This window comes from Paenibacillus sp. FSL R7-0652, from assembly GCF_038595045.1.
In the GTDB taxonomy this organism is placed as follows: Bacteria; Bacillota; Bacilli; order Paenibacillales; family Paenibacillaceae; genus Paenibacillus.
Genome location: NZ_CP152001.1, coordinates 3,411,340 through 3,434,455, shown reverse-complemented (window position 1 = coordinate 3,434,455; position 23,116 = coordinate 3,411,340). Strand labels below are relative to the sequence as shown.

Annotated in this window: 17 protein-coding genes; 3 read left to right on the top strand and 14 right to left on the bottom strand. The window is 42.7% G+C overall.

The genetic code is table 11. The annotated features are described in order from the left end of the window. Positions 1 to 211: 211 nt before the first annotated feature. Positions 212 to 1,567, bottom strand: coding sequence for a glycosyl hydrolase 53 family protein (locus tag MKY97_RS15365; protein WP_342551233.1), 1,356 nt, complete (start codon positions 1,565 to 1,567; stop codon positions 212 to 214). Between the two features lie 426 nt (positions 1,568 to 1,993). Between MKY97_RS15365 and MKY97_RS15360 the strand changes: the two genes are divergently transcribed. Further along, positions 1,994 to 3,226, top strand: a complete 1,233-nt coding sequence (locus MKY97_RS15360) for a cytochrome P450 (RefSeq protein WP_342551232.1) — start codon at positions 1,994 to 1,996, stop codon at positions 3,224 to 3,226. Positions 3,227 to 3,395: 169 nt separating this feature from the next. On the opposite strand, the gene MKY97_RS15355 is transcribed toward MKY97_RS15360, so the two are convergent. The 6 genes from MKY97_RS15355 to MKY97_RS15330 all read right to left on the bottom strand — a co-directional run bounded on the left by MKY97_RS15355 (position 3,396) and on the right by MKY97_RS15330 (position 12,003). Next, positions 3,396 to 4,166 (bottom strand): SDR family oxidoreductase, encoded by a 771-nt coding sequence (locus MKY97_RS15355; RefSeq protein WP_342551231.1) that lies wholly within the window; start codon positions 4,164 to 4,166, stop codon positions 3,396 to 3,398. Between the two features lie 105 nt (positions 4,167 to 4,271). Then, a complete protein-coding gene (locus MKY97_RS15350) occupies positions 4,272 to 5,504 on the bottom strand; it encodes a cytochrome P450 (protein WP_342551230.1) in 1,233 nt (410 codons plus the stop codon). Between the two features lie 297 nt (positions 5,505 to 5,801). Next, positions 5,802 to 6,887, bottom strand: coding sequence for a Gfo/Idh/MocA family oxidoreductase (locus MKY97_RS15345; protein WP_342551229.1), 1,086 nt, complete (start codon positions 6,885 to 6,887; stop codon positions 5,802 to 5,804). A 40-nt stretch (positions 6,888 to 6,927) separates the two neighbouring features. Then, on the bottom strand, positions 6,928 to 8,019 hold the full coding sequence (locus tag MKY97_RS15340) for a Gfo/Idh/MocA family oxidoreductase (protein ID WP_342551228.1): 1,092 nt from the start codon (positions 8,017 to 8,019) through the stop codon (positions 6,928 to 6,930). Next, a complete protein-coding gene (locus tag MKY97_RS15335; protein WP_342551227.1) occupies positions 8,012 to 8,872 on the bottom strand; it encodes a sugar phosphate isomerase/epimerase in 861 nt (286 codons plus the stop codon). The genes MKY97_RS15340 and MKY97_RS15335 overlap by 8 nt, the downstream gene beginning before the upstream one ends. Before the next feature lie 320 nt (positions 8,873 to 9,192). Continuing rightward, positions 9,193 to 12,003: a glycosyl hydrolase gene (locus MKY97_RS15330; protein ID WP_342551226.1), complete on the bottom strand. Its 2,811-nt coding sequence runs from the start codon at positions 12,001 to 12,003 to the stop codon at positions 9,193 to 9,195. Between the two features lie 237 nt (positions 12,004 to 12,240). Between MKY97_RS15330 and MKY97_RS15325 the strand changes: the two genes are divergently transcribed. Both MKY97_RS15325 and MKY97_RS15320 read left to right on the top strand, forming a co-directional pair. Then, positions 12,241 to 12,609, top strand: coding sequence for a MerR family transcriptional regulator (locus MKY97_RS15325; protein WP_342551225.1), 369 nt, complete (start codon positions 12,241 to 12,243; stop codon positions 12,607 to 12,609). Positions 12,610 to 12,691: 82 nt separating this feature from the next. Continuing rightward, on the top strand, positions 12,692 to 13,540 hold the full coding sequence (locus MKY97_RS15320; protein ID WP_342551224.1) for an oxidoreductase: 849 nt from the start codon (positions 12,692 to 12,694) through the stop codon (positions 13,538 to 13,540). A gap of 128 nt (positions 13,541 to 13,668) precedes the next feature. Here the strand turns inward: MKY97_RS15320 and MKY97_RS15315 are convergent, their stop codons facing one another. The 7 genes from MKY97_RS15315 to MKY97_RS15285 form a co-directional block, all read right to left on the bottom strand. Beyond that, positions 13,669 to 16,392 (bottom strand): family 78 glycoside hydrolase catalytic domain, encoded by a 2,724-nt coding sequence (locus tag MKY97_RS15315; RefSeq protein ID WP_342551223.1) that lies wholly within the window; start codon positions 16,390 to 16,392, stop codon positions 13,669 to 13,671. A 36-nt stretch (positions 16,393 to 16,428) separates the two neighbouring features. Further along, positions 16,429 to 17,379 carry an alpha/beta hydrolase gene (locus MKY97_RS15310; RefSeq protein ID WP_342551222.1) on the bottom strand — a complete coding sequence of 317 codons (951 nt, stop codon included), beginning with the start codon at positions 17,377 to 17,379 and terminating at the stop codon, positions 16,429 to 16,431. Positions 17,380 to 17,643: 264 nt separating this feature from the next. After that, a complete protein-coding gene (locus tag MKY97_RS15305) occupies positions 17,644 to 18,954 on the bottom strand; it encodes a nucleotide sugar dehydrogenase (RefSeq protein ID WP_342551221.1) in 1,311 nt (436 codons plus the stop codon). After that, positions 18,951 to 20,096 carry an NAD-dependent epimerase/dehydratase family protein gene (locus MKY97_RS15300; RefSeq protein WP_342551220.1) on the bottom strand — a complete coding sequence of 382 codons (1,146 nt, stop codon included), beginning with the start codon at positions 20,094 to 20,096 and terminating at the stop codon, positions 18,951 to 18,953. The genes MKY97_RS15305 and MKY97_RS15300 overlap by 4 nt, the downstream gene beginning before the upstream one ends. Further along, positions 20,078 to 20,848, bottom strand: a complete 771-nt coding sequence (rfbF, locus tag MKY97_RS15295; protein ID WP_342551219.1) for a glucose-1-phosphate cytidylyltransferase — start codon at positions 20,846 to 20,848, stop codon at positions 20,078 to 20,080. Before rfbF ends, MKY97_RS15300 begins: the two co-directional genes overlap by 19 nt. After that, complete coding sequence (locus tag MKY97_RS15290; protein ID WP_342551218.1) at positions 20,848 to 21,894, bottom strand: Gfo/Idh/MocA family oxidoreductase; 1,047 nt, start codon at positions 21,892 to 21,894, stop codon at positions 20,848 to 20,850. Before MKY97_RS15290 ends, rfbF begins: the two co-directional genes overlap by 1 nt. Further along, positions 21,891 to 23,081 carry a radical SAM protein gene (locus MKY97_RS15285; RefSeq protein ID WP_342556346.1) on the bottom strand — a complete coding sequence of 397 codons (1,191 nt, stop codon included), beginning with the start codon at positions 23,079 to 23,081 and terminating at the stop codon, positions 21,891 to 21,893. The genes MKY97_RS15290 and MKY97_RS15285 overlap by 4 nt, the downstream gene beginning before the upstream one ends. Positions 23,082 to 23,116 lie beyond the last annotated feature (35 nt).

The window sequence follows — 23,116 nt, the reverse complement described above, 5'->3', positions numbered from 1 at the left end:
TTCTTCTATACCTCCTATGCTGCTCTTAAAGAGAGTAACAGCCCTTACCTGATTCATTTAAACAACCAAGCAGTTCTTTAAAAGTAGCATAGCCGAAAAGGTGCAGCCCGGCAACATGGTATCTATGTCAGGATGTAGTTAGCTAAGCAACTGGAAAAAACAAAAAGCCGCTATAAGCGACTTTTCTATAAAGACCTGATAAAATTAATCTTTATTTCAATTTGTTTTCTTCGGATATAGCATCCATTAATATTTTCTTGGCTTTAGCGCCATGATCCGAGTAATCAAACATGGACATACTTCCCCACCCACTGTAATCTGGAGCCCAATACCGGATACCTATAAGCCCATGTGTTTTACCCCACTGAACCACATCATGATAGATTGCCGCTTGTCCTTCTTCATTATGCGGATATCCCTTGATCGTTTTTGACCATCCCGCATATGCGCCCTGCACTTCACCTGAAGGATAAGAAAACTCTGCGATAAATACAGGTATACCCACCTCTTTGTTAATGGCAGTAACTATTTTTTTATACATAACCATTTTGTCGATGTACACTCCTGGCGCGCTGGGATAAAAACTAATTCCAGCAGTATCAATAGGGAATCCATTTTCCTTTAACGTCTTGAAATATGTGACTGCTGTTTTCACTGTTGTTACTACCGTGGCGATGTGAGTAGAAAACTTAACATTGCTTGAATCAAGTCCTAAACTCGTGTACGCCTCTTTAATCCCTTTAGCTACCGCAGTCATCTGCACTGCATTGTATTTCCATATATTATTTTTCAACCAATTGGTTCCCATCACAGAATAGACATGTCTCATAAAGCCCGGAACTTTTTCCAACTTTTCGTTTACTGCGGTTTTCAACCCAATGCTTACCCCTGCAAAACCATAGTTTGCTTCGTTACCAATGTTCCAGTTCTCTACTTTGACGCCTGTTTTCAAAAGTTCGGTTGCCACAAATTTTCCGTATGCTTCCAAGACAACGTTCATTTCACCCAAAGTTAATTCTTCCCAAGGCTTTCCATTTTGCAAAGCATATATCTCGGGATATTCTTCGAAATTAGGTGCTTGCTGCCGATCCATATCCATGTATGTGTAAGCCAGCATAATTTCAGGGTTCAACGGTATGTTTAATTTGGCTGCCATGTGAGCCAGCTCTAATCCCTGCTCCAAGGTATGGAAATTTGCATTTGAGTCTTCCTCACCATTCACGATATTATCTTCAGTAGGAGATCGTTTAGTCGCAATTCTTGCGTACATTTCCGTAGCCCCTGATGAAATATAGATCTTTTCTAATTCCTCTCGACTTTTCGCAGTAACGTCTCCTGCTGTATACGTAGTATTCCCCGTCTTAAATTCATTTCCCGAAAACGGGCTTACCGAAAGCGCTGCACGGAACTTCTCTGTAGTGGCAGCAGGTACATAATCTTTATCTTCCACATATACTGATAAATTTCTTACGATAATCCCTGCTATGATTAAAATAATGATAAGTAAAGAAATCATGATCTTTGTTCTTGTTTTCATGTGATTGAATACATACTTTATTTTCTTCATGATGAAAGAAGTCTCCCTTTATAGCTAAGCTAGGTAGTATTTTAATTAAAGTATAATCTGAAATAAATCGTTTAATATGTGCTTCGTTAACAAAAATTACAGAGACGAGAGATCATCCCTATTCGCCATATTCTAATCCTTCCCCTTTCACTTTTCTGAATTCCTTGAGCTGTAAACCGAGCAACCTGTACCCCCATGATAACGAAAAAGAAAGAAAAAAAAATCGTACGAAAGGGCAAGCCCTTTATGTACGATGGGGCAACGGAATCAGCCCGAACTATTTGTGAGCATTTTTCGGTTGGCTTATAACTAAAAAGGATATTATTTGAATTTCTATGTATTTTTGTGATAGAGTTTCTTTGAGGTTGATAGTTTTGATATCAAATCGAAGTTTATCATATTAAAATCAGAGGTGGTGTTGGAAAGATGAACTCAGAACAGAGCAGCATCGTCATTCATGAGATATCAAAGTTACAAACTCCTGAACAATTATGGAATCCCTATGAGTGGTACAACGATATGCTTGTCAATAATCCGATATATTATGATGAGAAACAAAACGTCTGGAACGTATTTCGCTATGATGACGTGAATATGGTGCTTAGTGACTTCAAGCTGTTCTCAAGTATACGGAAAAGAAGTGTGTCACCTATTCCAAAAACAGTCAATACACGTGTAGATATCAATTCTACCGATCCTCCTATTCAACGTGATATACGTAAGCTGGTATCCAGTGCATTTACCCCAAGAAGTCTAAAAGAGTGGGAACCAAGAATCAGGATCATTGCAAAAGAATTAATAGATAATATGAAGCAGATGAAAAAGCCCGACATGATCCGTGATCTTGCCGTTCCTCTTCCTGTCACGGTCATTTCTGATTTGTTAGGCACACCAAGACAAGATCTTCATTATATAAAGAACTGGTCCGATATTTTGTTTTTCCCTAATTCAGATGACAACGTAACGGATCAAGTCGAAAGAAAATACCATGCGAAGTCGGAGTTCAATGATTATTTGCTTCCCATTGTTAAAGCAAAACGTCAGAATCCTGAGAAGGATATTATTTCTGATCTAACTCTTGCAGCGTATGAAGGGACACAACTTACAGATGAGGAAGTCGTAACCTTCAGCCTGGGTCTGCTTGCTGCCGGCAATGAAACAACAACCAATTTACTTGGGAACATGTTCTACACTTTCGCATATGAACAACCAGGAATATTTCAGGAGATTCTCTCCAATCACAGCCTTATCTCCAATGCCATTGAAGAAACATTGCGTTATCGCTTCCCCATCACACTAGATCGGGTATTGACCATGGATAGCGATGTGTTGGGTGTCCCTATGAAAAAAGGTAATATCATTGTTGTATGGCTTGGAGCCGCGAATAATGATGCAGAGCAATTCCCTGAACCAAACAAGTTTGATATACACCGAGAGAATAGTAACAAGCATCTTAGCTTTGGTAAAGGCCCTCATTTTTGTCTAGGAGCCCCTCTTGCGCGTCTTGAAGCTCAAATAGCATTAGAGTGCTTCGTTGAAACCTTTGCTGATATTGTTCCAACTGAAGCCTTTAATCCGGGACTGCATTTACACAAAGGGACACAAAATCTGCTTACTTTACCCGTAGAATTGAAAATTTTGGATAAGAGCATTATTTGATTTTTCTTCCATAAATAAAATAAGCGACCGGCCCTCTTTTGAACACTGAGGGAACGGTCGTTTTTGTATGAGGATTTTATTGAAATTAATCAGGACGTGTTTTGAATTTTATGTTAGTTAGTTCTCAATTCACTTGTTAATTTAATTACCGTTTGTCAAATGGCTTCTCTTATGCGTTAATAATTGAGCCCCCATCGACAAAAAAGGTTTGACCCGTTATATGTCTGGCATCTTCACTTGCCAGAAAAGCAACGACCGGAGCGATATCTTCATAAGGGTCTCCATACCGACCGATTGCCGTGGGCTTGAACCCCAGCAGCTGCGGGTCACGCTGATCTTCAGGCAGTGCATCCAGATGTGCGCGAATCCCATCCGTGAGGGCTCCAGGATTTACGACATTCACATTGATGTTTTCCTTGCCCCATTCTCGGGCAACAACACGCGACAACGCTCGTATTCCTTCTTTAATGGCAGCATATGCGGCATAACCCTCAAGCCCGTCATACCCTGCTCCTGAGCCAAAATTAATGATCTTTCCTCCACCTTGTTTTAAATACGGGTAACTTTCCTTCATCATGAGCCAAGTGGATATAAGTCCTGTTCGGTAGCTCTCATCAAGTGTATCCAATTCATGTTCCAAGAAGGAATGCGGTGTCCGAATAGCAATTGCTAAATTGACTAGAATGTCGATGGTATTGAATTTCTTAATCGTATCTTCAACCAGTAATTTGACCTGCTTAGGCTCAGACAAATCAGCAGTCTTGGCAAGAACCGAAAACCCTGCACGTTCACAACGTGCAGCGGTTTCCTCTAATGACGAGCCATTGATATCAGTAAGTATTAATGATGCGCCCTCTTCTGCCAGGCGTAGGGAGATGTAACTGCCCAGACCTCCTCCTGCACCTGTTACAATGGCAACCTTTCCCTTCAGTTTTCCCATGCTTCAATCCCTCCGCCTTTTTTGGATGCTTGCTGGATCTTATAAGCTGCTGTTTCAACTGGCATCTTCTAGAAGTTGGCTGATAATCAAGCGCACGTTCAGAATTTAGTATGCGACCGGGAACGCTTTGAGTCCCCGAATGATCATACCTGGCCTCCACTCCAGCAGTTCCAGTTCTGTATTTAACCGAATCTCCGGCAGCCGTTGAAGTAATGCATTGATCGCAATCTCGCCTTCAAGTCTCGCAAGTGGAGCGCCAAGACAATAATGAATTCCTTTACCAAAAGCAATGTGGTCATTGACTTTGCGAGTAATGTCAAACGTATCGGGTTCTTCATAATGACTGGAATCCCGATTCGCTGAGGATAACGCGACAAGCATCATATCTCCTTGGCGGATTTGTATTCCCTGAAACTCCACATCTTCTGCAGCCCACCGTACATTGCTTATTTCAGCTGGTCCATTAAATCGCAGCACTTCCTCAACCGCTGCTTGAATCAGATCAGGATCATCCATAAGGAGCTGCTTTTGCTGTGGATGTTCCAGCAATGCCAGCATACCGTTCCCAATCAGATTCACTGTTGTTTCATGCCCTGCAATGATGAGTACGAAAACAAGTGCATATAACTCCTGTTCCGTTAGTTTGTCACCTTCTTCCTCTATACTGATGAGATCGCTGATGAGGTCCTGTTGAAGATGTTTGCGCCGCTCCGTGATCAGTTCTTGTAAGTAATCGACAAAAGCCTTCATTACTTCATCGCTTTCCTGGCTCATCTGCGGGTTGCTGACACTCTCCATAATGGTGTTGGACCAGGCTCTGAATTTATCTTGATCCTCTAGTGGAACGCCTAGCATTTCACAAATAACGATAATGGGCAGAGGGAAGGCATAGTCCTCGATCAAATCAAACTCTCGAGTGCCTCCTGCCTGAATCTGTTCTAACAATTGATCACTTATTTCCACAATTCGTCCTCGAAGTCTCTCAATCATACGGGGAGTAAATGCCTTCTGGATCAACCGCCGAAGCCGACGATGATCTTCAGGACCAACACTGATCAGATTTCGTGAAATAATCGCCTGATGCGGAGGAAGTGTCTCCTCGTTTTCATTGTTATAGTTATCGAGAACTCCGGTTACAAAGCGGCCATCCTGCAAAATGTTGACGGCATCCTCATAACGGGTAACCATCCAGGCAGCATGCCCACTCGGCAGTAAAAGTCGATGCACAGGCTCTTCGGCACGCAATTTTTCGTAGACCGGGAAAGGCTGCTGAATGAATGAATGATCCATGAAATCAACTTTGGACTTGGAACGATCTTGATTTGTATTGGTAAACATCGTAACGCCTCCTAAAATGATAGTTAAAATATCAATACAATATAAATACTATCATATTTAGGGATTTACTTTCAAATTACTTCGTTTAATTCCAGTAATACGAAATTCAACATTTTCTTGTCTCTAAACCTGCACTCCACTGTATAACTTGTGTACGATATTAGTTAAAAGAGAAAGTACACAAAGTCTGTAAAGAGAGTTTCACGAATTAAAAAAGACAAACGAAGGTCAATCAATGATCTTGGTTTGTCTTTTTAGGTTATTCACAAAAGACATCGATATTTATTAAATCAGGAATTATTGCTTCTGCTTTTTGTAGAAATCAATTAACATATTAAAAATGATTAAGTCATCACGGTAATCCTCTGGAGTTGTTTTTATGACCTGATCGTGAACAATTGCATCATAAAGTGCTTCCAGCTCAATCGTATAAGGGTCTTTATACGTATGGCGAATAACCGTTTCTTTGTACAGGTCCTCTTCTGTCTCTGATACGATTAATTTAACAGGTAGTCCTTGAATATAAGGTGTGTCAAATTCTACTCTAACCGTTTTATCCTTTCCGTACACTTCCAGATGAGCATCAAACTTACCTACGTTATTCATGCCTGTTTCATAAACAACATTGAAAGAAGGATAATTGAAAATGGCATTCATAAAGCCTCCACTATTAATAGCAAAACCGGATACGGATTCCGGCATTCCCAAAGCCTCACGCATGGCAGAAAGATCATGCGACCCTAACGCTGTAAGGAAATAGTACACCATAACTGTAGTCTCATCAGCGCCCTCACCAAGAACTTCGCTAATCCACTTTTTGGATTTTTCAGCCAGTTCTTTATTTAATTCTTCAGGAAAATCATTAAACTTTTTCGGGTGCGCTCCAGATTGCCTTATGAAATAATCATTTGGTCCAATAATATCTCGTACTCTTGCGTACAAAATCTGGTCTAACCCTCCTATTTCTTTAACTGCAGCTTCAAATGCGGGAGCATATCTTCGCATATAACCGACCATAACATGAACATTATTTCTGTTTTTCGCCTTGATCACAGCTTCTGCTTCGGATAATGACAGGACCATAGGCTTTTCGATGAAGACATGTTTACCTGCGTTGGCACCTGCTATAGCAGCATCTGCATGATATTCGTTACTGTTACAGACGAAAACAACATCAATATCTTCGTTATTAACAAGATCCTCTACATTTGTATAGAGATTTGAAATACCAAATTTTTCGCCGTTATATTTGAGGGAATTATACGAAACATCACATAGAGCGGTTACTTTGAATTGTTCTGATAATTCTTTAAGGATAGGCAGGTGTACGACTTGTGCAAGTTCTCCCGTACCAATAATTCCTACATTAAGAACTTTACTCATTAGAACTCATCCTCTCCGTATGGAAATGGCAAATTTCAATTTAAAATTTAATCGTGTCATTTAATTCCGCTGAACGATAAATCGCTTCAAGTATCTGAGTGACGACTAGTGCTTGTCTTGGTTCAACCACAGGATTTTTGTCTTCAAGAATTGCGTCGATCCATTGAGCCATTTCTCGATCAGCATCTGTTTCTTCTACGGGTGATATATACGATATACCGGCTGCATTCTGTAACTGGGTGTTAACGAGATTTCCATACATTTCTGTATTAAATATCAGTTCATTTGTACCTAAGGCTGTATTTCGGCGCATTTCGGCGCCTCCTTTTGTTCCAGATAACGTAGTCATTGCTTCTCTTTCATCTACTGAGTTCAGAGCCCAGGAACATTCTAGATAAATGGATGCGCCATTCTTCATTTTGATAAAAGAGAACGCTGACTCTTCTACGTTAAAATGATCCGGATCCCACGGGCCAAAAGGATTGGCTTTATTCTCATATCTTAATTTGTTGTGTACTACGCCGGTTACACTGTCAACTTCATAGTTATTCATCAACCATAGAGTCAGATCAAGTGCATGGGTGCCAATATCAATAAGAGCACCGCCTCCTTGCATTTCTTTATTTAGGAATACTCCCCACGTTGGGACACCTCTACGTCGAATTGCGTGCGCTTTAGCTACATAAATTTCTCCCAGATCGCCATTAGTACACGATTGTTTCAAAAGTAATGAATCTTTTCTGAAACGATTCTGATATGCGATTGTCAATTTTTTACCTGTACGCTCAGCAGCTTTTACCATTTCCTCAGCTTCTTGACTATTCATGGCCATTGGCTTTTCACACATGACATGCTTCCCTGCCTCTAAGGCCTCGACAGTCATTGAACTGTGTAATGCATTCGGTGTACAGATATGAACGACATCAATTTCAGGATCTTGCAGCATATCTTTATAATTGGTATAAACTTTTTTATCATTTCCTACCGAATCAGCAGCTTTTTTTGCTTTTTCTTCATTTCTATTAGCAAAACCTTTGACCTCTACCTTATCAGACAGTTTGAGTAATGCTGGTAGATGCTTTTCCATAGCAATTGCCCCGCAGCCAATAATACCTACATTTAATTTATTCATACTCAACACCCAATAAATCGGATAAGGCGCTAAAGCTTATCTCAACACTTTTCATTTCATCTATCGATATAACATCTTGCTCAACAATGATATATTTAGTGGCTGTGTGCTCTTTTACTAATTTGATAATTTCCTTAATATCCAGCTTCCCTTGTCCTATTTCTACAAAATTATCAGAATTAAACAATGGAATGAAATCATGTAAAGTTATCGCTTTTTCCTCGTTTAATGTTTCGAGTATATTTATTGAGCTAATTGGATGAGGCAAATCTTTTATATGAATGAATTCACATCGAGTTCCAAGTTGTTTTAGCAACTGCTCGACATTTGCCCCTCCTCTAATAGCCCAATAGATATCTAATTCAAATTTCAAATAATCAGGACTCGTATTTTCTAATAGGATCTCAAATACCGTTTTCCCATCAAACTTTTGAAATTCTTGAAAATGATTATGATAATACAGCTGGATCCCGTGTGTCCAAAGTCTCTTTCCATACTCATTTAATCGCTTACTGAAAGCGATTGCGTCATTAGCTCCTTGAAACAGCCTCATAGGAATAATGGCTCTATTACACCCCAACTCTTTGTGATAAGAAATTATTACATCGAGTTCTTGCTCATTTAATTCGGCTGGAATATGTGTTCCAATTACTTGTATGCCTGCCGTTTCAGTCATTCGTTTTAAATCACTGGCAGACAGAGAGTTGATATTAAAAGCGCTATCGCTTTGAAAATCAACTGGGATTTCAATGTGCTTGTACCCAATTGTTGATAAATCCTGCAACGTTTTGATCCGATCTTCATTGAATTTATTTCGAACAGAAAACATTTGTAATCCAATTTGAATAGACAAGAAAGTGACCTCCTCTTTTAATCTTTTCCCAATACTTTAGCTTAATCATGGGGCCAAACTCCCCAAGAGCCTGGACCCCAACGATCTAATTACGATGTCTTTATAACGCTTGAAGGACGGCTCCATATCCTTCGATGTTGAAGACCGTCAAAATCCAGCTTCAGATTGCCATACTCGTCTTTTCGGGCCGGATGAAGATCCACGTACTCGATTGCAAGGCGAGGAATATGACCATCCCCTCCCCCAAAGCTTGAAAGGTTCGGCAAAACGTCCTATTTGTTCGGGAACGCCTTCGAAATGCGATTGCGTTTCTCCTGTTGTCAAGATAATACAATTCCAACGGGACCAATCAAGCCGCAATCTAGCGGCAGCCGGTTAGGATCGAAAATGCTTAGCGCATTGTTCAGCGTAGTAGCCACTTCGACCTCTAGCTCGTTGTCTTCTCCGTAGCGTAAGTATTCTCCGATCGGAATATGACGCCCGATCTGATCCACACCGTGGATCTCTTGGCCATTAACGAAGACCCTGAACGTATCGGACACCTCACCCATCTCTAAAATAACGGCAGCGGAAGTATCATTCCGCTCTTCAATGCGGAGACTTGTCCGATATCGTCCAATTCCGGATACTTGCCGAAGCACCGGAATGTGAGTCCAGGAGCGCAGCTCGTCAAGTTCAAGCTCGATCCTTTCAAGCTTCGTCTCCGTCGGATGCGCGCCTGCAGTCCAACGGTCCACGACGAGAGACCAGTGATCTGGTATGATCCGCGTACCTTTCGCAATCATATCGCGATATTCCTCGCGCTGAAGCGCTTCTGTCCATTCATCTGCAACCGCGATCAAAGCAGTTCCGTTCGGAGCGAGTCGCAGCTTCGCCGTCGTTTGACCGGAGCCTGTATGAACAGCGGCCATCGGGCATATTGTTCCATCCCAAGCGTTCAGCTTGAAAGGATTCCCTGTCCCTGTGAACTGCACTTCTCCCTCGAATGCCTGCACTTGACTTGGATTGTAGATGAAGTAAAAGGAAATACCGTTTTCGTACCGACGGGCATTCAACAGAGGCGACTCGCACTGGACTTGAACAGCAGGAATGACGGAAAGCTCGCCCAGTGCCGCGACCGCATCTTCTTGAGTCTTAACCGCTCTTACCGTCGGCAGGTTTAACAGATGCTCGATTTGATCGCACAGCTCGACGTCTTTGGCTCTCATCTTGTCCTTGCTGCCAAAGAACGAACCAGCATGATTCGGAGCTTCTCCAACGACCACGACAGGTAGTCCGCTCTCCGCGAAGGCGATCAGTTGATTGGCTGTTTCAATCGGGAGATCGGACGCTATCCAGTCTCCGGTCAACGACTTCTTGCGCATATCTACGACGATAGCGCGATATGCCGGACCGTCTGCTGCCAGTACGGATTGCCCCTCGAATGTACCAATCTGGGCACGCGGTGAATCCAACAAACAAGGACTTACAAAGTCATACGTGAAACCGGCTTGTTCATAAGAAGTCAATTCCGTTCCCATCGCGCCATGAATTCCATCAATATGATAACGATAAATCGCCAGATCTACCTTCGGCTTACCAAGTTGAAGCAGATATTGAGTGCGCGCGATATAGTCTGTGAGGGCTCTTGCATGAAGGGAATTTGGTTGGCGTCCTCCCCATTCGTTCGAGAACCTCGACCCCATGAGCGATAAACCCGGCCATTTGAACATCGCTTCGAAATGTTCCGAAGCAGATGAAGTATCGTAGGACATACCGTGAAGAACCGCCTGGTTGACGCCAGCCGCAAAGCCTCGATGCAATTGCCAGAGAAGGCCGAAGTCCTGTCCGGTCCACGTCTGCTTGTAGCCATAACCCATAACAGCGCCTACCTCAATCGAATAGATCTCGCGATCATATAGATGAACTGCCCCCGATTGGATTCGGTAACCATCGGTCGAATCATGGAAACCGAGCGATTCCGTCTCCGGGATGTCAACTTCGTAAAGGCCCGTGGAGAGCTCGGTAGGCATGCCGTATGTTTGATAACGAAGCTTCATATGATGTCCGTTTGCCCACCTTCTTATTGTCCGTAGGTGATTGTCCCGGAACATATCTGTCAAGGTTTGAAAGAAGTCGTTCCTGATGCGCAGGTTTGCCGAGCGGTCAGCAAAATCGTAATCCGAGTCTCCGTCCGTCCGATTGCCCGCACCTAGCTGATACAAACCTTTGACGAATATCGAAGGCAGATAAGCAGTCAAATCATAGCCTCGACGCATACGGAACTCCTCTAATACGGCGGGAGACCAGATCGCGACGGGCATCGGCGCTGCACCGTACATCCCGCCCAGCATGGTTGCGTTCAATTCAATGGAATCACAGAACAAGCTTCCGGCGTTCTTCTCGTATAAGGCAAGAATCTCAGGGTCCGCAAACAGGCGTTTGTCCCAGAAACCCGTAACTGCATCGGCTGCAGCTTTCGAGAAGTGATCGATCGCGGGAGCCCCGATCGAGTCATTCATCTGTCCGTTCGTTTGGCTCCAAAAGCCGAACAAGCACCATTCTCCGTCAAGAGGAGCTGTCCATTCTATCTTTCCGTCGTCAACGCTGAAGGTAAGATCGGTCGCCGTTTCCAGTTCTAGCGTTACGACTTCGCCTATGGACTCGCCTCTGTATCTCCGAGCAGCCGTCACAGCAACAAGTTTATAAGGACGTGACGAATCGATCGTCTCTGGGATAGGAATTGCTTCGTTGTAAGTCCCTACAACTACCGTCGTCCCGATATGCAATCCATGTGTGCAGCGATCGTCATTCTTGTCCATGACAGCGGGCGTTGCGATCGGCCATAGCGGTCCTACAGTGAAATCCAACTGAAAGTTAAGCGGAATGGCGGCTTCGAGCGCATCTTTCATCCGATTGTTCCATTCATCACTTCCGAAAACGAAGCGGCCATAATCCGCTGGATTTACATCTGCCGAAGGGATCGGGAAGAAATGGATGATTTCCGCACCGCCGTAGCCTGCCTCCGCCATCCACTCGATCTCCCGTTTAATCTCGTCTTTGTCCATGAATGCGCCGGGAAGCCACCACCTCATTTTCGAGCGATAGCGCTTGGAGGTAGTTTGGAATTCTGCTGGATTCCATGTATTCATTTCAAACACTCCTTAATTGAGAAGATTGGGAAACTTTATTTTTTCAAAACTGTTATACATTCATTATAAGAACTTTGATTTAGAGAAACTGTAACGGAAACCAAACATCATATAACGCGATCTTAATCTGTGTTATCAATTAGAATAGAGAGAAACAAGTCAAAAATTCGCTTTGACTTCATGAAAAGAGTACAATTAACTTCAAGTTAACTTTAACTATTAAAGGAGCATCTTGATATGTACAGTATTAGTGAAATTGAGAAGATCACAGGTTTACGTCCCTCCACCCTACGTTATTATGAACAAGAAGGCATCTTACCACATGTGGAACGGAATGCTTCAGGTAGAAGAGAATATTCAGAAGAGGTTTTAGAGTGGCTTGAACTGGTTATCGCTTTAAAAGATACGGGAATGTCTATTGAAGACATTAAGACTTATACAGAGCTGATTCGCCAAGGCGATCCTTCCCTGGATGCCAGAAAACAATTTTTGCTTATGCATAAAACCAAAGTGGAACGTACTCTGGCTCAGACTCAGTTCCATCTGGAAAAGATTATTCGGAAGATAGCGATTTACGATATTTTAATGCATAAGAAGATGACATAGTCTATGAATATTCTTATTTCAAAAATGAGTATTGACTTCAAGTTAACTTTAAGAGGTAGAGTAAAGTTATTACCTTGAAGGAGTGATTACATTGTCAGAATCAAAAGTTTGGCTTATCACTGGATGTTCAACAGGATTTGGGCGGCACATCGCGCAAAAAGCGATTGTAGCAGGTTATAAAGTTGTCGTGACCGCACGTAATGTGCAGCAGGTAACAGATCTTGTTGCCGGGCATGAGGATCAGGTAATTGCTCTCTCACTGGACGTGACTAATCCAGATCAGATCCGCAATGTGGTTGACCGTACGATTGAGAAGTTTAACCGTATAGATGTGCTTGTGAACAATGCAGGTATCGGATATTTCAGCTCCGTTGAGGAAAGCGTAGAGGAAGAAACCCGTAAGATGTTTGAGGTTAACTTCTGGGGTCTCATGCATGTAACCAATGCTGTTCTTCCACATATGAGATCACAAAAAAGTGGTCACATTATAAACTTCTCATCCATTGGCGGTCTGGCTTCATTCCCGACCCTCGGCTATTATCACGCTACAAAATACGCTGTTGAGGGCATATCCGAGAGTCTCTCCCAAGAATTAAAACCTTTTAATATTCATGTGACTTTAATAGAGCCAAGCGGTTTTCGCACAGATTGGGCTGGCCGTTCTTCTGTCAAAACAGAGACAAGCATCCCTGAGCTTAAAGAATCCATCGTCGGACAAATGCTGCAAGGGATCGAACTCGGTGTTGGTCAAGAAAATGGAGATCCTGCAAAGGCTGCCGATGCAGTTATTAAAGTGGTGGAAACAACGGAACCGCCTCTTCGTTTGCTGCTGGGACAACAAGCCTACGATACAGCGACCTATAAATTCAACAGCCTGCTTGCCAGTATAGAACAATGGAAAGAAACAACGATAAACGCAGATTACAAATAATTAAATCTTGAATTACAAAATTTCACAGGGCATCACTTTTTGATGTGATAGCCTTGTGAAATTTTGCTGTTTGTCAGAAAGTGCATGCTGTTTACGATTTTAATTTCAATGCATAGTCTGGTTTGGATTTAGTCTTGAGAGATAAAGCAGCTGAAGGTTTTTGCTCCACGCAATGCATGCTCCGTACCATCTGGAAGCTTAACTATAGCCGAAGTTGCTATAGGCAATTTAGCTTGAAGTAAAAATTGATGCTCCTTTATACGCCATTCGATCTCAACCAATCCTTGCTTTGTTGCAACACTGCCCTTCGCCCACTCTAACTTCCCCACGTGCGGCTCGATTTTAATGCTAGTTGATCCCGGATCGGCGGGTGATACACCAAGTATAGTAGCTGGGAATTCAGCGAGCGGAACTGCACTCCAAGCATGACAATCGCTTCTTGGATTCACTTCCATCTCTGGAAGTGTCGTCAAACCTTGTGAAGTGAATACACGCCAGCGATCCCACAGTCCAAATATTTTATGCTGTAGGCCCACTTTCTTTAAAGCTTGAATCATTAAATACGAGAACGGCAGCGTTACCTGGTGAATTGGCTCATCCAGTGTGCGTTCCATCAGTCGTCGGGCTTCTTCTCCTTCGATTGCTCCTGCAAGGATCGATATAATCTGAGTGTGCTGACTATATATCTCCAGCCCAGGCATATCGCGAAATAACTGACGTTCTTCAGACCAGGCAAGCTTTCTCAAGGCATTACACACTTGTTCTGCTCTCGATTCCATCGTTGATGCAGTTTGACTCCAGCCTGCAGCATGTAATAATGCTGCGGATTTCCTTAACGCTGCTGCATACATGAAACTCAGCAAAAACATGGGACGATCCACGCTCTCAGGCGGGGCACCCAGCGGCCATGCATCAACCCAATCGAAATAGGTCCAGAATCGGTTTGAAGTTACACCAACGATTCCGTCATCCGTTAATCTTGTATAAAACCAATCCATTAATTCAATGATGGCAGGTCGATATTGTTCCACTAATTGCAGGTCTCCATTAAACTCAAAATGCTCTGAGATCATATCCACCCAGTAAAGTGAAAAGGATGGAATGACTTGAGGCTCTACCGATGGAAAACGTGCTTGAAGTAATCCGGAAGGTTGTCTGGATCGATAAAAATCGTCTATGGTTCTCCTTGCCATTCTGTCATCGCCGCTAACATTATACGTAAACAACATCATGAGTCGACTATCCATCGCATACTGGAGCTGTTCGTAATAAGGACAATCTTCATAAGTTTCGTGCATACAAAGTTGTAAGGTTCGAATGCTCAGATCCCATATCTTGTTAAGTTCTTGATCTGAAGATTCAAATTGAGCTTTTACTTCTAATGGATATCCGGTTTCTCGGTACGACAACTGCAGCAATTCAAGTGGTGTATCTTCTGTTTCAATTTCCAAACGAACGTAACGGAATGTTCTGAACCAGAAGGGCTCGTATACCTCATCCATTACATTTTCATTTACTTGTCCTGCAGCAATATAGGTATCGAATTCACCCATTAACTGTCCGGTGTTATCTTCTCGATCTCCTTTTTTTCGCTGCATTTCAGTGCTCTCGTGAGGTTCATAACACTCGGCGCCCATCAATCTCACTTTAGCACCTCGGCCATTGCGCATCCGTATGTTGAGATAAGCGGTTGTCAATTCTCCAGCATCTAAATCCACCTGGATTTTATGTCCGCTTGGGATTAGCAGCGATGATGTGTTATCAAGCGTATTTTGTAGAAACTGTTCAGCCTCTTCGACTCCCACACCCGTTGCTTTTGTTACTTCAACAAATTGTTTTTCTTCTTCGTACATAAATGGTATGGGTCGAGGTAACAAGTTCCATGGACTAAGGATCCCGGCGAATCCACGTGTCTCGGCAAATGGGACAGCATGTTCCCAGCTAGAATCATCATAATAAGGGAACTCCCAGCCTTGCGGTGCGCCATTCCCTTCTACTTCTTCTACGCCTCCCATCCAACGAATTAGCTCTTTGGATACATGTCTGTATCCTTGATGACGGTAGGTACGCCAGTTTGCATCAGAGTGGAGTGGCATTATCTCAGTGCCGTTTTCGTCTCGTAAAGAGGCCTCTATTAGCAGGCCAGCAGACTGTGAGCGCCAAACGGAAATGGGGCCTCCCTCTCCAATTTTGAATGGTTCCATCGCAGGATAACGGAGCACCTTTACTGCGAGTACGTTGTTACCTGGAAAAAGATATTCACTTACATCTACGGATTCGTAATATGTAGTATGCATATCGCCTTTACAAGGGCCGATCGAAACGGATGTACCGTTAACATAGAGTCTGTATCTGCTATCTGCAGAAATATTAATCACTAATTTGGGTGATATCGATTCACCGATGTGGAAGCTTTTTCTGAAATACACAAGGCGATGCTCAGTATTTGCCTGCTCCTCCGGCTGCCTTACATCCCATATCCATTTCCCTCTCCAGTACCGGTTCTCCTGAACAGAAGTTTCACCATATTTCTGAAGCTTCTCGTTTAAGGAAGCCCCCCGCCCTTTTTCACCTGAGAACTGAACTGTTCCCATGTATGGTAAAGATATTGATCCAGTACAAGTTTGATGTTGAAAAGTAAGTTCGATGTCATAAGACTGACCTGATGGATCTATTCCTTTTGCCGAAAGTACGTTTTCATTCAAACGAACCTGTTCAAAAGAAAGGTTTAGATTCATCGGTTCCGTTTCTACTACAAGCTGAACAGCCCCGCTGCTGTCTTTAGTGATTGTAAATACGGCATAAAACTGAAGGTAGGGCGTCTTAATGGTTCCATTCCATAATTCATGCATTTATTTAACTCCTTTCTTTTTTTATTCTTCTGCATATTAAAGCTTCAATTCAGCGTGAATTGACTGTAATATTTCTTGGGATACAGGGGAATGAGGAAATGAAGAAAGCATTTTAAGAGTAAAGCCTTTGGTATAATCAAGGTGCGGAGACTGTACCAGTTCGGGCAGGTATTTATTCAATATTGCTCTAGCCTTCTCATTACTCAACATATCGCCCAAAGTCGAAAATGATCCCCATTGGGCATTGGTTGCAATAAACCTTCTTTTCTTCAACCATTCCTCGCACAAAACGGGCCAATGCTGCGCCTCAAGATGATCTTCTGCCAAGCCAATTCCATGCATGCCACTTTCGAACAGATGTAGTGCAAACGGAATATTATGCTTACGGAGACCATTTGCGAACAGGAGACTGTTTTCCAAAGGTACACCGTTATCTTCAACCGTATGCCATAAAAACACCGGCGGCGTATCTGCAGTAATTTGCTTTTCGTTGGATAACAGATTCAGTAGATCGGGATCTGTTTGCCGCTCTCCCAAAAGCGCTTCTCGACTGCCTTTACTGGTAAATTCATCGTTCATTGTGATGACTGGATAGCCAAGGACCATGAGGTCAGGACGACTGCTTTGCTGATGGATTGGATCATTCGAATGAGGATTTCCGAGATCAAAATGGGTCCCTACTGTCGATGCAAGGTGACCTCCTGCGGAGAATCCCATGATGCCAACCCTTTTTGGATCCACATTCCATTCAGATGCGTTTGCTCTAACAAGACGGATGGCTGTCTGAGCATCCTCTAGCGGAGCAGGGTGTTGGTGTGGAGATACTCTGTAGTTCAATACAAAAGCCGAGATACCTATACGATTAAGCCACAATGCGACTGGCTCCCCTTCATGATATGCTCTTGTGGAGTAAGCACCACCTGGACAGATAATCATGGCAGGGAAAGAGTTATTTCCTTCTACTATATATGGTGTTAGCAAATCCATAGTAATCGCTCCTAGTATGTGATGGAGGTGCAACAATATAAATTTTAGTGGACAGATCTAGTTCGGAATATAACTATTTCTTAAGGTCGAATAATTCAATCTGAACTAGCTGTTATATTTCAAACTTATTGCTCAGATTATTGTTTATTGACTGAACGTTATCATAAACAAAAAAGGCACCTCCCTGGAGAAGTGCCTTTAATCTATATTAACCGAGAGACATATCATTGGCTGAGTAACGCATAAAGATGTTAGAATGCTCCGTTATTGAACACTATAAATAAAGCTTGCTTCTTTGTTTTCAAGCATGTACCTTGCATCTATTATCCGAATGTTGCTCGCATGATCGGTTAGAACTTGAAACTCTGGCCAGGCAGTAACAATGACACAAATATCACTACCTGCTGCGATTTCATCCAGGGAGTTTGCCATCTTTAATGGATAACCGTAGTGCTCTTCAAAATTCCTCATAGCCATCGGATCATAAGCAGAGAGGTTCGTACATCCCTCATCCAGAAGTGCTTCGATAATCCCTACAGCAGGGGAGTGTCTAACATCATCACTGCCAGGTTTGAAAGCTAAACCGAGTATGCCGATTTGTTCATCCCGATGTTTTAGACTTCTGATTACTTTTCTGACCGTGTGTTCAGATATATCAAGATTTACTTCCATAACAGCGTTCAATACCTTTGCTTCAACACCATGTTGATTTGCCGCATTTTTCAGAGCAAGAGTGTCCTTAGGAAGACAATATCCTCCGAATCCGCAGCCGGGATAAACATAATTTATCATTCCAGCCGGAGACCCTGACCAACGTTTATCCATGTGCAAGAGGCGGAATAACTCAGGTATATTCACCTGTCCTATATGTTCTGCAATTAGTGCCTGTTCATTTGCGAAGCTGATCATCGTTGCGAGCAATGCATTGGAAGAAAATTTGAGCATTTCTGCTGTTTCTGCGCTCACTTGGGCATATGGCACAGTAAAACTTTCATAGAGCTTTACAAGTGAATCTGACGTTACCCGATCTAATTCACCTATGATGATTCGATCAGGATGCATAAAGTCATCCCAAGCGTTACCTTCTCTCAAAAATTCCGGATTGTATGCCAAGCCGATATCTTGTCCAACTCGAAGTCCGTAATCCTCTATAACTGGCTTGATCTTGGTGCGCATCGTGCCTGGGGGTATAGTTGATTTGACTATGATGCTTGGATATGAATCTTTAGATGAAAATCGACATATGTCTTTAACCACATTAAGCAGCATAGACAGATCAAGGCCTGCTCCTTCAAGGTAAGGAGTACCGACACTTATAAAAATCAGTTTAGCATCGGAAAGGGATTCCTCCAGACTGTCACACAGTACTACATTTTCATTCAAATGTTTGTTCAGCATAGTGGATAAACCTGGCTCATGAAATGGAAGTTCACCCTTGCTCAATTCTATTGTTTTATAGATATCCGAGTCATATGCCTTTACCGAATAGCCCTTTTCCGCAAACCCCAGCGCCGCGGTTAGTCCAACAAAACCTAATCCAACAACAGTAATATCTATGGAATCTTTCACATTCATCTCCCCACCCCGCAACTGATCAAGTAACGCCGGATTCCTTGTTCTAATCCGATTTCAGGATTGAAACGAAGTAGTTTTCTCGCTTTTTCAATGCTGGGGCATCTTCGTTGTGGGTTATGAGTCAAATAATGGGGATCAGCTGATTTTTGATATGTAACTGCAGGAAAATACCCTGTTAGTACCCTTGAACATTCAGCAAATAGTTGTGCCAGACGGGATACGCTGATTTCTTGGGAATCGGCTCCAATATTAAATACATCAAATTCAGAATGAGTGATGACTTTAAAATACCCCACGATGGCATCCGCAATGTAACAATACGTTCGGGTTGGTGTACCATCTGATAGAATATCAATTGCTTGCTTTTCTTTGATCGCTTTGGCAAAGTCTGCAGCAGCTCTCTGATCACTCAGCTCAAGCCCGGGACCATAATTGTTGAAGGGGCGAACAATACGCACCGGGAGCTGATGCTCTTGATAATACAACGAGCAGATCGTTTCTCCCATCCGCTTGGACTCATCATAACAAGCCCTCGGCCCAATGGTAGCTACATTACCGTTGTATTGTTCTGAGGTGGGTATATACTCTGGATCGGGATTACCATAAATCTCGCTGCTTGAAAAATATAATATGCCTTTCGGTTGGTGAGACAGACAAGCATGTAACAGACGCTGCAAGCCAAATACATTAGCCTCCAGCGTACGCAGTGGATACTTCCGGTAAAATGATGGTGATGCGATGGATGCCATGTGAAAGATATAATCAGTCCCCGAAATATAATCAGAAAATGAATCCGTAGTCACGTCAAAGACAGCTGCAGTTAAGGGCTCCCCTACGGCCTGAAGTCGTTCAAGCCATGAAGGGATTCCTTTAGGAAAACGATCCAAAACAGTAATATGTTTAATCGGCATGCCTGACCTGTTTATATGTAAAAGGGCAAGCACGAGGTAGTAACCAATAAAACCTCCACCTCCGGTAATTAAAAACCGACATCCTGAGAATAAATGTCTCTGCTCCAATTTTTGAGTTATATAGTTCAAGTCTTCTTCAATGATTTCGTTTCCGAAGAAACCAGGCTCCCAGTGAAGGTTGAATGTACGAGATTGGTCATGTTCTATTGAATCTAACCCCATATTTTCCATGGTGCATTCCCTTCCTCCCATAATTGTTCCAATTCCTGTTTGTCCCGAATCGTATCCATACATGCCCAATAACCTTCATGATAATAGGCCATTAATTGTCCCTGATGAGCAAGTTCTGGTAACACATGGCGCTCTAATTCTGTCTGATCTCCATGGATATAATCCAATACCTTTGGTTCCATAACAAAAAAACCCGCGTTTATCCATTCATCAGATAACTGCCCCTTCTCTTGAAAGGAAGTTACTGTACGATCCTGACATTTCATTATGCCAAAGCGGGCTTTGGGTCTAACTGCTGTTACGGTTACAAGCTTGCCATGACTTTTATGGAAGCTTATCAGCTTATGAAGATCGATATCTCCGATACCGTCGCCATAAGTTAACATAAAGGGTTCACCGTGTAGACGCTGTTTCAATCGCGCTATTCTTCCCCCGGTCATTGTGGCTTGTCCCGTATCGATTAGATTGATTTTCCAGTTCAGTTTTGTTGCTGTTAGTAAATCGGTTTGATTTTGATCCAGACTCACCGAGAAATCATTATATAAAAACGGGTAATCCAGAAAATACTTTTTGATATAATTAGATTTATATCCCAGAGCGAGCTCGAACTCATGAAACCCCTGCGAACTATAGATATGCATAATGTGGCACAAAATTGGCATGTCACCGATCTCAACCATAGGTTTAGGGCGTACTCTCGTTTCCTCTGCAAGTCTTGTACCTAAACCTCCACATAGAATCACTGTTTTCATTAGAAGTGACTCCCTTCGTTTCCAGTTTCGCGATTCATTGTTGCATGTTGCTGTGCGTATTCCATAATCGTTTGATGCCATATCATTCGTTCCACACTTAAATGTCCTTCAGCTTGCCGAACATCAGGGTGAAGACAGCGATTGGCGAAGGCCTGTAGTTGATTCACATAATAATTCATGGGTTCAAATTGTTTTAAATAAGTCTGCGGATTAGAATCGTTCAGACGGATTTTCAAGCTGTAGAAGCCTGTTAATGGTTTGAAAAAGTTCGGAACAACCACTGTTGCCCGCTCAAAGTAAAGCGTATGCATGGCTTTATAAGGGAGTTCGAATGAAGTCAAAACATTCGCTTCAAACCCATTACCATATCGAAGTTTGGCATTAAACGTCCAGTCACAGCCATCGGGGCCATCAAAATTAGAAAAAGCTGAAACTCGACTTCCTTCCAGGCCTACCAAATGCTGTATCCATTGAAGCCAGTAACAACCAAGGTCATTAAAGCAGCCTCCGCCTTTAAGTCTCACACTACGATAATTATCACGATGACTTTTGGGTGCTGGAATGCTAATACGGGTTTCTGTCCGATTTAACAAGCCGTATTGACCAGAGTTTACAATGGCTTTGAGAGCAGCTTGCCAGGGATGATGTGCAGTTATTATCCCTTCCATGAAGACGAGTGAAGGAGATTGCTTCAGAGCACTCGCAAGCTGCTGGGCATCCTCCTTCCCTAATCCTGCAGGTTTTTCTACAAGCACATGTTTGCCAGCCTCAAGTGCACATAAAACCCATTCCATATGGAGGTCATTGCTAAGTGCAATATAAACGGCATCAACATGCGGATGCTCCAGTACCTCCTCAAGAGAGTGCAGGACATGAGGGATGGAGTATCGTTGGGCCAGGTGAAGTGCCTTCGAGCGGGTACGATTAGCTATGGCTACTACCTCCACCTGTGGTATATGCGAAATGACATCCAAAACAGCACGGCTAACGATAGCTGCACTGCCAAGTATGCCAAGCCGGCAAGTGTTTTTGTTGAGCTCGTTCATATATGAGTCAGCGACGATGAGCCATGCAGGTATAATACATTGCATTTTGAACAGGCGGGGGACAACTGTTTTCCTAATGTGGTTCGTATTTGATCATAAGCTTTCGAATGCCAAATATCGGATAATGATTGATCATGCAAGTTGCCTACAGAAAATTCGGAGAAAAACTTACAGGCACTTACATTGCCTGTTGGTGTAATATCTGCTCTTGTGCTCAGTGCCAAACAATTCGAAGCACAGCGTGAAGTCATTGAACGACCACTCACGAAATCTTCGATTTCATCAAAGTCCAGTCCAGGCTGATATCGAATCCGTGTTTTCCATGTATGTTCATTAATTGCACTGAGTTCCATCATTAATGCTGGAATATGCTCGGGTTTGATGTGATATTTAAAAGCATGCCAGCTGCTGCGGTGCTGCTGGTCCATGGGATGAAGCCAATTAAAGTTTTCCTGAAAAAAGGTATCCATTTCTGCCGACGTTTCATGTGAGATATACCAGGGGAAACATAATAAAACCAGATCAATCCCTTTTTCTTCAAAGAATTTCATTAATGGATGTAGTTGACCAATCATACTGTCGTTAATTACCGTGTGTATCGATATTTTCCCCTGAAACTTTCCTTCTTTACGCAGCTCCATCAGCCGGTCGATCTGTTTCATCACTTTGTCAAATGATCCTTTTCCACGTATCAGATCATGTTCTTTCTCAAACCCTTCAATGGCAATAAGTAACTCAAGGTGAGGTGAGATACGACACAACTCATCTTCAAATTTCTCGATCAGGTATGCGTTAGTACAAATCGTTGTTTCTCGGGGGTCTTTTTCAAGCAAGTCGAGAATACCACGAATATCCCGGTGGAAAAGTGGCTCTCCGCCCCATAAATACAGTCTGGACTTCGTATGATGAGTTTCTTCCAATACTCGCTGAAAAACAGCAAGGTCCATGTCCATATTTTGTTCCGTTTTATCCATATCATGATGATAGCCCGACTCATTCCACTGGTAACAGTGCTTGCATCGCAGATTGCATCGATTGGTCAGTTTTAACGCAACCACTTCGGGCATGTCCATCTTAAATGAAGGGTTTAGCTTTCGCTCTCTATGCGGAATAACCACATTTCTCATCGTTTGTTTCAAAATCTCAAATGATTTATCATCCATTTCTACCCGACTGTTAGGCTGCATCATATCTCTTCCTTTCAGACTGAGATTTTGTTAAA